Source organism: Streptomyces sp. NPDC048639 (genome assembly GCF_043199075.1).
GTDB lineage: Bacteria > Actinomycetota > Actinomycetes > Streptomycetales > Streptomycetaceae > Streptomyces.
This window is the reverse complement of the sequence record NZ_JBICVP010000003.1, coordinates 802,958-817,630: the sequence shown is the minus strand read 5'-3', so window position 1 is coordinate 817,630 and position 14,673 is coordinate 802,958. Positions and strand designations below refer to the sequence as shown.

Genomic DNA, 14,673 nt, shown 5'->3' with positions numbered 1-14,673 from the left:
CACCGGTTCCCGACCCGCTCCCCTCGCGCCACCCGGGCCTACGCTGGCCGCATGACGCCGATGCCGCCCGGAACGCCCGGCACCCCGCAGCCCGATCCCTCCTCCGGCCGCTGGTCCGACCTCGAGCGGCCACCGCTGAACGCCACCGCGCTGCGCAAGGCGCTCGTGCGGCCCGGCACCCTGTGGAGCAGCCTCGACGTGGTCGAGATCACCGGGTCCACCAACAGCGACCTCACCGCGCGCGCCGTGAAGGGCGAGGTCGGCGAAGGCGCGATCCTGGTCGCCGAGGAGCAGTCGGCGGGGCGCGGACGGCTCGAACGGACCTGGACCGCGCCGCCCCGCTCGGGCCTCTTCTTCTCCGTCTACCTCGAACCCGACGTCCCGGTCGAACGGTGGGGCTGGCTGCCCCTGCTGGCCGGGGTGGCGACGGCCACCGCCCTTTCCCGCGCCGCCGGCGTGGACACGGCGCTGAAGTGGCCCAACGACCTGCTCGTGCACGTGGGGGAGGAGGAGCGCAAGACGGGCGGGATCCTCACCGAGCGGGCCGGGGACGGCGTCGTCGTCGGCATCGGGCTCAATGTGTCGCTGCACGCGGACGAACTGCCCGTACCGGAGGCGGGTTCCCTCACCCTCGCCGGGGCGCCGGCGGCGGACCGGGATCCGCTGCTGCGGGCGATCCTGCGCTCGCTGGAGCAGTGGTACGAGGACTGGCGGGGCGCCGGCGGAGACCCCGGGGCCAGCCGTCTGCAGGAGGCGTACGCGGCGGGCTGCGCGACGCTCGGCAGGACGGTGCGCGCGGTGCTGCCCGGCGACCGGGAGATCACGGGCGAGGCCGTGGCCGTCGACAGCGACGGCCGGCTCGTGCTGGCCACCGAGGACGGTGTGCAGAAGCCGGTGGGAGCCGGGGACATCGTCCATCTGCGAGCCGCCAGGGGAGAGTGAGCCACGGCACACCTGCCGTATCGTTGTCGGGCCGGACCAGGCAGAGCGGGCCGAGTGGGCGGAGCGGGCGAGAAGTGAGCGGACTGGCTGTGAGCTGGGGTCCCCCGTGTCGAAGGCTAGGGTGGGGTCCCCCTTGCCGGAGGCTATGGGTGGATCGGACTGGGGGCGGGCCGTGACCGTGGACGACCCCTCTCCCGACCTCTCTCCCGACGACGACCCGGCCCCGGACGAGGAGAATCCGCTCGCGCTCCGGATCGAACAGCTCATCCTCGGTTCGGAACGCCGCTACACCCCCTTCCAGGCGGCGCGCAGCGCCGGAGTGTCCATGGAGCTCGCCTCCCGCTTCTGGCGGGCCATGGGGTTCGCGGACATCGGTCAGGCCAAGGCGCTGACCGAGGCCGATGTGCTCGCACTGCGCCGCCTCGCGGGTCTGGTCGAGGCCGGACTGCTGAGCGAGGCGATGGCCGTGCAGGTCGCGCGCTCGACGGGGCAGACCACGGCCCGGCTCGCGGAGTGGCAGATCGACTCGTTCCTGGAGGGGCTCACCGAGCCGCCCGAGCCCGGCATGACCCGTACGGAAGTCACCTATCCGCTGGTCGAACTGCTGCTTCCGGAGCTGGAGGAGTTCCTCGTCTATGTGTGGCGGCGGCAGCTCGCGGCCGCCACCGGGCGCGTGGTGCAGGCCGGGGACGACGAGGAGATGGTCGACCGTCGGCTGGCCGTCGGCTTCGCGGACCTCGTCGGCTTCACGCGGCTGACCCGGCGGCTGGAGGAGGAGGAGCTCGGCGAGCTGGTCGAGGCGTTCGAGACCACGGCCGCCGATCTGGTCGCCGCCCACGGCGGGCGGCTGATCAAGACCCTGGGCGACGAGGTCCTCTTCGCGGCGGACGACGCCGGGATCGCGGGCGAGATCGGGCTGCGGCTGATCGAGACGATGACCCACGACGAGACCATGCCGGAGCTGCGGGTCGGCATGGCCTTCGGGACCGTGACGACGCGCATGGGCGACGTCTTCGGGACGACCGTGAACCTGGCGAGCCGCCTGACGTCGATAGCGCCCAAGGACGCGGTGCTGGTCGACGGCGCGTTCGCCGAGGAACTGATGCGGACGGGCGAGGCGCCCGAGTCGGAGGCGGAGGCCGCGAAGGCGGAGAAGGAGGGCAAGGGCGGGCATCCGTACCGCTTCGCCCTCCAGCCGATGTGGCAGCGGCCCGTCCGTGGGCTCGGGGTCGTGGAGCCGTGGCTGCTGACCCGTCGCGGCTGACGGACCCTTCCCTGCTCCTACGCGCCTCCGCCCCCTGCTCGTATGCCGCCCTGCCCCGGTGAGCAGTGCGAACGCGCCGCCGCGCCCCGGTGAGCACTCCCGCGGCAGCGGTCCCCGCGACGGGCCCCGGCGACGGCCGCCGTCCGCCGGTGCGATGATGCCTGACGCCAGAGGTTCACGGTCGTTAACCGGGAGGGTGTATGGGCAGCGAGCAGCGGTACGGGGAATGGGTCGCGGTACGGCGGCACGGCGCGCACGTGGCCGAGCTCGTCCTGGACCGCCCCAAGGCGATGAACGCCGTCTCGACGGAGATGGCCCGGGCCCTCACGGACGCCTGCGCGGCGCTCTCTGCCGACCGGTCGGCGCGGGCCGTCGTGTTGACCTCCAGCCACGACCGCGCGTTCTGCGTCGGCGCCGACCTCAAGGAGCGCAACTCCTTCACGGACGCGGAGCTGCTGCGGCAGCGCCCGGTGACCCGTGGCGCGTACACCGCCGTGCTCGAACTGCCCATGCCGACGATCGCCGCCGTGCACGGCTTCGCCCTCGGTGGAGGCTTCGAGATCGCGCTCGCCTGCGATCTCATCGTCGCCGACGGCACCGCGGTCGTGGGCCTGCCCGAGGTCTCGGTGGGCGTGATCCCGGGCGGCGGCGGTACGCAGCTCCTGCCGCGGCGGGTGGGCGCGGCCCGCGCCGCCGAGCTGGTGTTCACCGCGCGGCGGGTGGCGGCCGCGGAGGCGCGGGAGTTGGGGCTGGTGGACCAGCTCGTCGACGAGGGCGCCGACCGCGAGGAGGCGCTGGCGCTGGCCGGCCGGATCGCCGGGAACTCCCCCGTCGGGTTGCGGGCCGCCAAGCGCGCGATGCGCCTCGGGCACGGCCTGGACCTGAGGGCCGGGCTGGAGGTGGAGGACGCCGCCTGGCGCAGCGTGGCCTTCTCGGGGGACCGTGCGGAGGGCGTCGCGGCCTTCAACGAGAAGCGGACGCCGGACTGGCCGGGCGAATAGACGGGGCGGGCGGAGCGACGGGCGGAGAGACGGGCGGACGGCCGCCGGACGGCCGCCGGACGGCCGGGCGAATAGTTGAATGTCGCCCCCACGAACAGGGCAAAGGGGGTGGAATGTTCCTAGGCTGGGTGCGAGGTGGGCACACGGCTACGGAATGCGAGGTGCCGGTGTCGGGCGACGGCGGCGGAAGCGATGCGCGACTGCGCGCGGTGGTGGGCCTGGCTCAGGCCATGGCCGCCGCGCAGACCCCGCGCGAATCCGTGCACGCCGCGGCGGCCGGTGCCATGACGGCGCTCGGCGGGACCTTCGCCGCGCTGTCCGTCTGGGAGCGGGAGCTGGGGCGGCTCCGGGTGCTCGTCAACACCGGCGAACTCGCCGAAGGGGAGGAGGAGTTCCCCGAGGACGAGTCGTATCCGGTGCACGAGTTCCCGGAGATCGCCGAGATCCTGCACGACCGCTGGGTCGGCGACGGTGAGCCCAACGCCTGGGTGGAGACGGCGGACGGCCCCGAGCCCGGCGCGTACGCCCACCCGGACGCGCACCGCGGCGGAAGCTGGGGCAGGGCCGCGGCTCTGCGCCGACGCGTCCGCGGCTGCTGCGTGGTGGCGCCGATCGTGCTGCACGGGCGGGCGTGGGGCGAGCTGTACGTGGCACGGCGGGTCGGGGAGCCGGTGTTCGACCGCGACGACGCGGACTTCGCCACCGTCCTCGCGGCCGTGACGGCGGCCGGGATCGCGCAGACGGAGCGCCTGGAGGAGGCCCGCCGCCTCGCCTTCACCGATCCGCTCACGGGCCTGGCGAACCGCCGGCTCGTCGACATGCGGCTCGACGAGGCCGTGGACCGCCACCACGCCGACGGCACGGTCGTCAGCCTGGTCGTCTGCGACCTGAACGGCCTCAAGCGGGTCAACGACTCGCTCGGGCACGCCGTCGGCGACCGACTGCTGGAACGCTTCGGCTCGCTGCTCTCGCTGTGCGGTGCGATGCTGCCGGGCGCGCTGGTGGCACGGCTGGGCGGCGATGAGTTCTGCCTGCTCGCCGTGGGTCCGCCGGCCGACGAGGTCGTGCAGGCCGCCGACGAACTGTGCCGCCGCGCCGCCGAGTTGGACCTGGGCGAGGGCGTGGCCTGCGGTGTCGCCTCCACGGGCGAGCAGATCGGACCCGTACGGTCGGCACGCCGCCTGTTCCGGCTCGCGGACGCGGCGCAGTACCGGGCGAAGGCGGCCCGCTCGGAGAAGCCGGTCGTCGCCGGCCGCGAGGGCGCGGACGACCCGGTCGTCCGCCTCGCGGAATCGCCCCCGGACGCCGGACCGGAACGCCGCCGCTTCCGCAACCGCCGCGACGCCTGACACCGAGCGCGCTGCCGCGCACACGACGGCCGAGCGCACCGCCGTGCACATGACGGCTGAGTGCGCTGCCGCGCACCGACGCGGCTCCGGCTCCCCGGTACGGAAGGGGCTCGCTCCGGGAGCGGTTGCGTGGCGACCAGCGCAGCTCGCGGACCGTCGGAGGCCCGAGCGGCCCCGAGGCCGGCTCGCACCGGGCCCGGCGTCTTCGCGAGACGTGTCCGGGTTCGGCGCCCCGGGGCCGACTGCCGGGCGGATTACGGCCGCGGGGCCGGTGTGCACGTGCTGCGGCGCCAGGTTGCGGAGCCGTGCTCGCCGGGCCGGTTGGCGTGGGTGTGTTCGGGACAATCGGTCGTTGCGGTGTCCCGCACGGCCGCGTTGCCGCAGCACAAGCGGCCGGGGCTGGAGATCGCTCGCCGTGAGCCGTTTACGGGTGCGCCCCGGCCTTTCCGCGGCGGTGTTGCCCCGGCCTGTCCGCCGCAGCGTTGCCCCGGCCTGTCCGCGACGGCGTTGCGCCCCCGGCCTGTCCGCCGCAGCGTTGCCCCGGCCTGTCCGCGACGGCGTTGCGCCCCCGGCCCCTCCGCGGCGGTGTTGCCCCCGCCTCTCCGCGGCGGTGGCGGGCTTCGCCCGGCCGCCGTCGAGCCGACAGGGATTGCCACCACCGGTCGCGTGCACACCGCTCGGACAGGTATGCGCCATGCTGGCGCCGCGTCCGGTGGCGGGGTGCGGCGCGGAGCGGCCTCCCCGGCGAGGGGACCGGCTGGTGACATTCGGCGATTCACTCTCTAGGGTGCCTGAATATGGATATGCACAATGTGGTGGTGGGGACGTCGGGGACCACGGCGGAGGACGTCATCGCCGTCGCCCGCGGTGAAGCACGGGTCGTGCTGGGCGGGGACGCGCTCGAGGGGCTCGCCCACGCACGCGAGGTCGTCGAATCGCTGGCCGCCAAGCCCGACCCGGTCTACGGCGTCTCGACGGGCTTCGGTGCCCTCGCCGTACGCCACATCAGCCCCGAGCTGCGCACCCAGCTGCAGCGCAACATCGTGCGCTCCCACGCCGCCGGCATGGGCCCGCGTGTCGAGCGCGAGGTCGTGCGCGCCCTGATGTTCCTGCGGCTGAAGACCCTGTGCTCCGGGCGTACGGGCGTCCGTCCGCTCGTCGCCGAGACCATGGCCGCGATCCTCAACGCGGGGATCACCCCTCTCGTCCACGAGTACGGCTCCCTCGGCTGCTCCGGCGACCTCGCGCCCCTCTCGCACTGCGCCCTGACCCTGATGGGCGAGGGCGACGCGGAGGGTCCCGACGGCGTCGTGCGTCCCGCGCGTGAACTCCTCGACGCCCACGGCATCGAGCCCGTCGTCCTCCGCGAGAAGGAGGGCCTGGCCCTCCTCAACGGCACCGACGGCATGCTCGGCATGCTGGTGATGGCCTGCGCCGACCTGGCCCGCCTGTTCACCGCCGCCGACATCACGGCCGCGTTCACCCTGGAGGCGCTGCTCGGCACCGAGAAGGTCCTCGCTCCCGAGCTCCACGCGATCCGCCCGCACCCCGGCCAGGCCGCGAGCGCCGCCAACATGCTGAAGGTCCTTGCCGATTCGGGACTGACCGGGCATCACCAGGACGACGCGCCGCGCGTCCAGGACGCCTACTCCGTGCGCTGCGCCCCGCAGGTCGCGGGCGCCGGCCGCGACACCCTCGACCACGCCCGCCTGGTCGCCGGCCGCGAACTCGCCTCCGCCGTGGACAACCCCGTCGTCCTCCTTGGGGATCATGCCGGAGGCTCGGGGGGAGGCCGCGTCGAGTCCAACGGCAACTTCCACGGCGCCCCCCTCGCGTACGTCCTGGACTTCCTCGCCGTCGCCGCCGCCGATCTCGCCTCGATCGCCGAGCGCCGCACCGACCGGCTGCTCGACAAGAACCGTTCGCACGGGCTGCCGCCCTTCCTCGCGGACGACCCCGGCGTCGACTCCGGCCTGATGATCGCCCAGTACACGCAGGCCGCGCTCGTCAGCGAGATGAAGCGGCTGGCCGTACCGGCGTCGGTGGACTCCATCCCCTCCTCCGCGATGCAGGAGGACCACGTCTCGATGGGCTGGTCCGCGGCGCGCAAGCTGCGGCACGCCGTGGACAACCTCGGCCGCGTCGTCGCCGTCGAACTCGTCGCCGCCACACGCGGGATCGAGCTGCGCACCGGGCTCGTGCCGGGACCGGCGGCACAGGCGGTGCTGGCGGCGGCGCGCGAGGCGGGAGTCCAAGGGGCGGGTCCGGACCGCTACTTGGCGCCGGACCTGGAGGCGGCAGAGTCCTTCGTACGTTCGGGGGCGCTGGAGCGCGTCGTGGAGCGGGTGACCGGCCCGCTGGCCTGACCCGCCGGAGGCCGCGGAGGCGCCGTCGACGTCGCGGGCCCGGTGCGTCGGTCGGCGCACCGGGCCGGGCGGGTCAATGCGCAGTCGTAGGACGTGAACCGGCGCCGGAGCGGCTCATACGGCGGGAGGAGCGGCTCATACGGCGGGAACGGCGCGCCGGAGCGGCTCGCATGACGGCAAGGGCACGCCGGGACGGCTCGTACGGACGGTGTGTGCTCGTACGGAACGTCGCGTCAGATCGCGGTCGTACGGGAACGGCGCGCGGCGACCGCCACCATGCCCGCGCCGAACCCGAGGAAGAGCGTGCCGCCGACGAGATACGGCGTGGTGTCCACGCTGCCCGTGTCCGCGAGGTTGTCGAGGTCCGCGGCCGAGCCCTGCGCCCTCGCCGTGCCCGGCCCCGGGAGGCCCGGACCGGACTCCGACGAGCCCGCGGACGAGGAGTTCTGAGTCCCGGTCAGCGTCTGCGCCTCCGCCTTGCCGTGGTCCATCGTCGCGTTCGCCGACGGGACGAACCACAGGGCGCAGAGCAGAGAACCCGCGGCAGTGGCGGTCAGCAGCGGGCGACGTGCGTACACGGAACGGACCCCCTTGTGGCACTGGAGACTTGGCCGTCGGACTGATGTTAGTGACAGCCGCGGGTCGCAGGAAAGTCTCGCCGTTGCGGCCCCTTACGCTCCGCGCATGACCACTGATGAGACATCCCGGTTCGTACGGCTTCGGGTGGAGCTGGTGCTGGAGGTCGCCGGCCCGGAGGACCTCACCGGCGCCGCCCTCGACCACATCGACTCCGACACGTACATGCCGCAGGAGGAGCGCGCGCACGCCAGGGCCGCCGTCGAGGAGGACGAGGCGGAGGCGCTGGCGTACCTCATCGACCCGTTCTCGGTCGTGGAGGGCGTCCCTGGGGTCGAACTGGCCCAGGCGTCCTGGAGCAGCGAGAGCATCGCGTACGACCCCGCCTCGGAGGAATGGGACCTCGGCCTCGATGACGACCACGAGGAGGACGTGGACGGCCGGGAAGGGGACGTGGACGACGAGACCGGGGCCGGGCGCGAGGGGGAGGGCACTCCGCGGAGGGTGTGAGACGCCACGAAGGTGTGTGTGGGACGCCACGAAACGGCTGTGACAGGTGAGAACCACGGGAAGCGTGGGGAGGAGGAGGGGATCGGACGAAGGATCCGCGTGGGGACCTCGACGGATCGGACGACATCGTCGAGGATGAAGACCGCCCTGTCGGGAAGGCGGCGCCAAGGACGGCGCGCGCCAGGCGAAACCGGATACCCGGGCGCCCCTGGACACGGGCGGGACTCACCCGCCTCGTACGTGGCATATCCCACACTTCCAGGGGTGAGGGAACCGGACGAATGGGAATCCGTGTTCTTCTCGGATGTACCGGGACACGTGCGCCCCGTGGCCGGGCCGGGGATCAGGGGAAACCAGTAGCAATGGAGAAGCGTGTGATGACGGACGGTAAGCACCGCAAGGGGCTGGCTTTCATGGCCGTGCTGCTCGGCGGTGTGCTCACGCTCACGGCTTGTGGCGGCGACGACGGCAAGGGCGGCAACGCGGGCGACGGCCGCGGCAAGTCGCAGGAGCAGGTCGACGAGGCGGCCGCCAAGGACGCTTCGGACGCCCGAATAGCGATTTCGCCGAAGGACGGCTCCAACGACGCCGGCATCAACAGCGATGTCAAGGTCAAGGTGGCGGGCGGCAAGCTCACCAAGGTGACCATGAAGGCCGTCGAGTCCGGCACCGAGGTCGCGGGCACCATCGCCGGGGGCGGGAAGGCCTGGAAGCCGGACGCCCAGCTCGAGCGCTCCACCAAGTACAAGATCACAGCGGAGGCCAAGGACTCCGAGGGCCGCGAGGCGCACGAGAACTCCACGATCACCACCGTGTCGCCGGAGAACAGCTTCATCGGCAACTTCACGCCCGAGGACGGCTCCACCGTCGGTGTGGGCATGCCGGTGTCGATCAACTTCGACAAGGCCATCTCCGACAAGGCCGATGTCCAGAAGGGGATCACGGTCACCTCGAGCAGCGGCCAGAAGGTCGTCGGCCACTGGTTCAACGGGCAGCGCCTGGACTTCCGTCCCGAGGAGTACTGGAAGGCCGGTTCCACCGTCACGATGAAGCTCGCGCTCGACGGCGTCGAGGGTGCGCCGGGCGTCAAGGGCGTGCAGAGCAAGACCGTGACCTTCAAGGTCGGCCGCAGCCAGGTCAGCACCGTCGACACCAAGACGCGTCAGATGACGGTCGTCCGCGACGGCAAGGTGATCAAGACCGTGCCGATCTCCGCGGGCAACCCGGAGAACCCCACGTACAACGGTCAGATGGTGATCTCCGAGAAGTTCAAGGAGACCCGGATGGACGGCTCCACCGTCGGCTTCAAGAAGAAGAACGGCAAGGGCGAGTACGACATCAAGGACGTGCCGCACGCGATGCGCCTGTCCTCGTCCGGCACCTTCATCCACGGCAACTACTGGGGCGCGGACTCGATCTTCGGCAATGTGAACACCAGCCACGGCTGTGTCGGCCTGAATGATGCCAAGGGCGCGGGCGACCCCAAGCAGCCCGGTGCGTGGTTCTACGACAACTCGATGCTCGGTGACGTCGTGGTCGTCACGAACTCGCCCGACAAGACCGTCTCCGCCGACAACGGCCTCAACGGCTGGAACATGTCGTGGAGCGAGTGGGTCGCGGGCAGCGCGACCGGGGCCTGACACCGGGTCCCCATGCTTTCCCGCCGCCGGGCGGCGGTCGGTGCGAACCGACCGCCGCCCGGCGGCTTTTGGGTGCCGGCGCGGTACGGGAAAAGCGGCCCGGAACCGGGTCCGCTCGCCCCACCGTCCCCGCCCGTCCCAATTCCGGGTCGTCACCGGGCTGTTGAACGGATGTGCTACCCCCTGCATACTCCGTGTTCCAAGGAGCCGAGGGCTCCCTGCACGGTGACAGACATCACCAGGGGGAATGGTGCACAAACAACTCAAAAGGGCTGGTGCCACCACGATCGCCATGGCCGCGGCCATAGCGCTCACGGCGGGAATGACCACCTCGCCGTCGGTGGCCGGGGAGCAGGCAGCGGCCGCTCAGCCGTCCTTGTCCACGACCATGAAGGGCGGCCCGGCCAAGCACTGGGTCACGCTCCTCACCGGCGACCGCGTCGCCGTCGACGCCCACGGCCGGCCCATGGCTCTCGACCGCGCCCAGGGGCGCGAGCACATACCCGTCCAGATCCAGCGCACCCGGGCCACCTCCGGCGCGGGGGGCGACGGGCGCACACACACCTACGTCGTCCCCTGGGACGCCCGGGAGCTGATCCGCACCGGGCGGGTCGACCAGCGGCTGTTCGACGTGAGCCTGCTCAGCCGCCCCGAGTACCGCAAGGCCCACGGCGACGGTCTTCGCCTGATCGTCGGCTACCGGGGCGCCCGCCCCGCCGCAAAGGCCGGGCTCCGTTCCGCGCGAGGCACGGATGTGCGCCGCAGCTTCCCGCGCCTCAACGCCGAGGCCCTGAAGGCCGGTCGTCAGTCGGCGCCCGCCGTCTGGGAGGCGCTGACCAAGGCGCCGCGCGGCGCCGCCCCGTTCCGTACGGCCGCCTCCGGGCTGGACCGGGTGTGGCTGGACGCGGTCCACCGCGCCAGCCTCGACAAGAGCGTGCCGCAGATCGGCGCGCCCGCCGCCTGGAAGAAGGGCTTCGACGGCAAGGGCACGACGATCGCCGTGCTGGACACGGGAGTCGACCAGACCCACCCGGACCTGGCCGGCCAGGAGACCGCGGAGAGGAACTTCTCCGATGCCGCCGACAGCAAGGACCGCTACGGGCACGGCACGCACGTCGCGTCCATCTCGGCCGGTACGGGCGCCAAGTCGTCCGGCAAGTACAAGGGCGTCGCACCGGGCGCCCGCCTCCTCGACGGCAAGGTCCTGAACGACGAGGGCTCCGGCGAGGACTCCGGCATCATCGCGGGTCTGGAGTGGGCGGCCGAGCAGGGCGCCGACATCGTCAACCTCAGCCTCGGCGGCGCAGATTCGCCGGGCACCGACCCGCTGGAGGAGACGGTCGACCGCCTCTCCGCCGAGAAGGGCACGTTGTTCGTCATCGCCGCCGGCAACGACGGCGAGGCGGGTCCGGGCAGCGTCGGTTCGCCGGGCAGCGCGGACTCCGCGCTCACCGTCGGAGCCGTCGACAAGAGGGACAAGCTGGCCGACTTCTCCAGCACGGGCCCGCGCGTCGGGGACGGGGCCGTCAAGCCCGATCTGACCGCGCCCGGCGTGGACATCGGCGCGGCCGCCGCCCCCGGCAGCACCATCGCCGAGGAGGGCACGCCCGTCGCGGACGGATACGTGGCCATCTCCGGTACGTCCATGGCCACCCCGCATGTCGCGGGTGCCGCGGCCATCCTGGCCCAGCAGCACCCCGACTGGAGCGGCGCGCAGCTCAAGGCGGCGCTCACCGCATCCACCAAGCCCGGCAAGTACACCCCCTTCGAGCAGGGTTCGGGCCGGGTCGACGTCACCCGGGCCATCGAGCAGTCCGTCGTGGCGGACCCGGTGTCGGTGAGCTTCGGCACGCAGGCGTGGCCGCACACCGACGACAAGCCGGTGACCAAGGCCGTCACCTACCGCAACCTGGGCAGCGAGCCCGTCACGCTGGACCTCGCCGTCAAGGGCGCCGGACCCGATGGAAAGCCCGCCCCGGCCGCGATGTTCGCCCTCGGCGCGCAGCGGATCACCGTCCGGCCCCAGGGCGAGGCAGAGGTGCCGCTCACCGCGGACACCCGGCCCGGCGGCACGCTCGATGGGGCGTACACCGCGGTGATCACCGCGACCGGCGGCGGGCAGACCGTCCGTACGACGGCGGCCGTGGACCGCGAGGTCGAGTCGTACGACCTGACGCTGAAGACGCTGGGGCGCGACGGAAAGCCGACCGGCCTGTACGGGACGAATCTGGACGGGGTCGGCGGCCTGGCCTCCGGGAAGTCCTTCGAACCGCACGACGGGAGCGGCAGCGTCAAGATCCGTGTGCCCAAGGGCCGTTACATCCTCAACGCCAGCGTGCTGGTGGACGAGGACGACATGACCAAGGGCATCGACTGGATCAACCAGCCCCGGCTCGACCTGACCAAGAAGACCACCGTCACCGTCGACGCGCGCACCGCGAAGCCGGTCGACATCCGCGTCCCGGACGGAGCGGCGAAGCCGAAGACCGCTGCCCCGGACTTCTACGTCGAGACCGATGACGCCGTCTACGACTACGGCTGGTGGCTCGACTCGTACGAGGGCTTCCGCACGGCGCACCTCGGCCCCGAGCCGGCCGCCGGTGAGCTGTTCCAGCAGTGGACGGGCTCCTGGACGAAGGGCAGCAGCCAGTACGACCTGGCGTACGGCGGCAGGGTGAACAAGCTGGCCACCGGCTGGACCAAGCACGTGAAGAAGGCCGAACTGGCCACGGTCACCTCGCGGCTGGGCGCCTCGGTACCGGGCAGGAAGGGCCGCCTGTGGGCGTTCGGCTACATCCCGGGGAGCACCAGCGGCTCCGGTTACTCCGGCGCCTTCCGGCTGCCCGGCACCAAGACCTCCTACGTCAACGCGGCAGGTGTGGACTGGGCGTTCGACTTCGAGCAGGAGGGCGAGGACCCCTGGGAGCCCGACGCCACCTACTCGCTCGACGCCAAGCGGTACAAGGCCGGTAAGCGCTACGAGAAGGTCTTCAACGTCGGTGTCTTCGGGCCGAAGGTCCGCGGCGGCTACGGCATCTTCCGCGACGGGAACGAGCTGTTCGGCTATCTGCCGGTGTTCGCGGACGGCAAGGGCCACGTCGGCGGCTCGAAGTACGACAAGGCGGTCACGACCCTCTACCGGAACGGCAAGAAGGTCGGCACCAACGACGACCCCGTGACCGGCGAGGTGTTCACCGTGCCCGCGGCCAAGGCCGACTACCGGCTCACCACCACGGTCACCCGCAGCAAGGTCGCCTCGGTGACCACCAAGCTGACCGCGAGCTGGACGTTCAGCTCGAAGAAGGTCGGCGAGGAGACCGCGCTTCCGGCCTACGCGGTCCGCTTCAGCCCGGCCCTCGCGGCCGACAGCACGGCGAAGGCCGGAGCGACGGCGCGGGTCCCGGTGTCCGTCGAAGGACCGGGCGGCGCCGGCACCATCCGGTCACTGACCGTGTACGCGTCGTACGACGGCGGTGAGCACTGGAAGAAGGCCAAGGTCAGCCAGGGCAAGGTGACGCTGAAGAACCCGGCGGCCGGCCAGGGCGTCTCGCTCCGGGCTCTCGTCGAGGACGGGAAGGGCAACACCCTGACGCAGACGCTTCACAACGCCTACCGGGGCAGGTAGCCCTCGACACAGTGAACGACGGCGGCCCGCCGGAGCGCATCGCTCCGGCGGGCCGCCGCTGCCATGCTGCCCGTCGGCTTCGCTGTCGTGCCCGGGCGTCAGAGGCCGAGGACCGCCGGGTCGGAGGCGAACTCGCGGAAGGTGGCGCGGGGATCGGGCAGCAGCCGCCGCGCACGGAGATCCATCATCCCGCCGACGCTGGTCAGCTCCGCGACGAGCTCCCCGTCCCGGAGGAAGGTCTGCTCGACGCGGAAGGTCTTGCCCTCGCCCCAGACGAACGTGCAGGTCACATCCACCTCGTCACCGGCGCGCAGCTCCCGGTGGAAGCGGATCGTGCTCTCCAGGTTCACCGGGCCCACGGACTTCTCGACCAGCTCGCTCTGCCGGATCCCGGAGGCCTGGACGAGGGACCAGCGAGCATGCTCCCCGTACTGCATGTACACGCCGGTGTTGAGGTGGCCCTGCGAGTCCGTCTCGTAGCCACGGACGGTGATCCGAACGGTGAATGGCTGAGTCATCCCGCCATCCTTGCGCATGACACCGACAGCGTCATGGGTGGCCCTTCCGCCTGCGCGCCCGGCGGCGTCCGAACCCTGCGGCCGGTCAGGTCTCGCGCGTGTAGCGAACGTAGAAGACGATCACGCCCATCGCGGCGCCGAGGAACAGGCCGAGGAAGACGGACTTCAGCCAGGTCTCGTCACTGAGGGACAGCAGGTAGCCCATCGCGCAGCCGAAGAGCACCCCGTACGCGGCGCCGCGCAGCTCCCGCGGCAGGCGGCTCTGGACCGCTGCGACGGCGAAGCACAGTACGGCGACCACCGCGCCGCCGACGAACGACTCCACCATGATCCGCGTATTGGACGCACCGTTGTTGCTGGTCAGAAAAGCGGCGTAGAGGCCGTAGCAGATGCCGAGCACCAGCGGAACGCCCACGAACGCCTTGGAGTGATGGCGCCCGGCGGGCAGGGCGGGGGTGGACCTCGCCGTGATCGAGGGGTGCGCGGACGCGGCCATGGCGGGCTCCTCCCGGTGGGGGCTCTCTCCCACCACCAGCGCACACCCGACAGGGCGCAGCGGCAACCGGAGCCGGTCGAGGTCCGGGCGGGCCCCTGCGCTGACCAGGGAAGTCAGCCGCTGTCGTCGTCGCGGGCCTGCCGCACGACGACTTTGCCGGAGGAGAGATCGATCGGTCCGCGGGCGGGATCGCTGTCACCGACGTCGTCGATGCACAGCTCGTGCCGCTGCCGCTCCTCCTCCGTGTGCTGACGACCGGGTGAGAAGAGCTCTTCGGCGACGTTGAACAAGAGGCCTCCCAGAACGTACCGGGCCGGGCCTGCCCGGTACGTCCGAGCGTAGATAGGGCTGCCCCGAAAAGACATGGGTTGTCGATGATCGTTTGC

The 14,673-nt window shown here is 72.1% G+C and carries 12 protein-coding genes; 8 read left to right on the top strand and 4 right to left on the bottom strand.

Annotated features, from left to right (window positions below):
• Positions 1-51: 51 nt before the first annotated feature.
• From ACGFNH_RS11830 to hutH, 5 genes are all read left to right on the top strand, one after another.
• Complete coding sequence (locus ACGFNH_RS11830) at positions 52-942, top strand: biotin--[acetyl-CoA-carboxylase] ligase (protein WP_393652883.1); 891 nt, start codon at positions 52-54, stop codon at positions 940-942.
• Positions 943-1,114: 172 nt separating this feature from the next.
• The gene (locus ACGFNH_RS11825; protein WP_393652882.1) at positions 1,115-2,206 is read left to right on the top strand and encodes an adenylate/guanylate cyclase domain-containing protein; all 1,092 of its coding nucleotides are present in this window, start codon (positions 1,115-1,117) and stop codon (positions 2,204-2,206) included.
• A 200-nt stretch (positions 2,207-2,406) separates the two neighbouring features.
• Positions 2,407-3,207 (top strand): enoyl-CoA hydratase/isomerase family protein, encoded by an 801-nt coding sequence (locus ACGFNH_RS11820; protein WP_393652881.1) that lies wholly within the window; start codon positions 2,407-2,409, stop codon positions 3,205-3,207.
• 230 nt (positions 3,208-3,437) lie between these two features.
• Positions 3,438-4,556 (top strand): diguanylate cyclase domain-containing protein, encoded by a 1,119-nt coding sequence (locus tag ACGFNH_RS11815; protein ID WP_393652943.1) that lies wholly within the window; start codon positions 3,438-3,440, stop codon positions 4,554-4,556.
• Positions 4,557-5,353: 797 nt separating this feature from the next.
• Complete coding sequence (gene hutH / locus ACGFNH_RS11810) at positions 5,354-6,922, top strand: histidine ammonia-lyase (protein ID WP_393652880.1); 1,569 nt, start codon at positions 5,354-5,356, stop codon at positions 6,920-6,922.
• Between the two features lie 233 nt (positions 6,923-7,155).
• Here the strand turns inward: hutH and ACGFNH_RS11805 are convergent, their stop codons facing one another.
• Positions 7,156-7,500, bottom strand: coding sequence for a hypothetical protein (locus ACGFNH_RS11805; RefSeq protein ID WP_393652879.1), 345 nt, complete (start codon positions 7,498-7,500; stop codon positions 7,156-7,158).
• Between the two features lie 106 nt (positions 7,501-7,606).
• On the opposite strand from ACGFNH_RS11805, the gene ACGFNH_RS11800 reads away from it, so the two are divergent.
• The 3 genes from ACGFNH_RS11800 to ACGFNH_RS11790 all read left to right on the top strand — a co-directional run bounded on the left by ACGFNH_RS11800 (position 7,607) and on the right by ACGFNH_RS11790 (position 13,273).
• Entirely contained in the window at positions 7,607-8,008 is a 402-nt protein-coding gene (locus ACGFNH_RS11800) for a hypothetical protein (RefSeq protein WP_393652878.1), read from the top strand.
• Positions 8,009-8,370: 362 nt separating this feature from the next.
• Positions 8,371-9,648, top strand: coding sequence for an Ig-like domain-containing protein (locus ACGFNH_RS11795; protein WP_393652877.1), 1,278 nt, complete (start codon positions 8,371-8,373; stop codon positions 9,646-9,648).
• A gap of 247 nt (positions 9,649-9,895) precedes the next feature.
• Positions 9,896-13,273: a S8 family serine peptidase gene (locus ACGFNH_RS11790; RefSeq protein ID WP_393652876.1), complete on the top strand. Its 3,378-nt coding sequence runs from the start codon at positions 9,896-9,898 to the stop codon at positions 13,271-13,273.
• Positions 13,274-13,371: 98 nt separating this feature from the next.
• Here the strand turns inward: ACGFNH_RS11790 and ACGFNH_RS11785 are convergent, their stop codons facing one another.
• The 3 genes from ACGFNH_RS11785 to ACGFNH_RS11775 all read right to left on the bottom strand — a co-directional run bounded on the left by ACGFNH_RS11785 (position 13,372) and on the right by ACGFNH_RS11775 (position 14,577).
• On the bottom strand, positions 13,372-13,791 hold the full coding sequence (locus tag ACGFNH_RS11785) for an acyl-CoA thioesterase (protein ID WP_393652875.1): 420 nt from the start codon (positions 13,789-13,791) through the stop codon (positions 13,372-13,374).
• A gap of 85 nt (positions 13,792-13,876) precedes the next feature.
• Positions 13,877-14,287, bottom strand: coding sequence for a hypothetical protein (locus ACGFNH_RS11780; RefSeq protein WP_393652874.1), 411 nt, complete (start codon positions 14,285-14,287; stop codon positions 13,877-13,879).
• Positions 14,288-14,400: 113 nt separating this feature from the next.
• Positions 14,401-14,577: a DUF6191 domain-containing protein gene (locus ACGFNH_RS11775; protein WP_393652873.1), complete on the bottom strand. Its 177-nt coding sequence runs from the start codon at positions 14,575-14,577 to the stop codon at positions 14,401-14,403.
• Positions 14,578-14,673 lie beyond the last annotated feature (96 nt).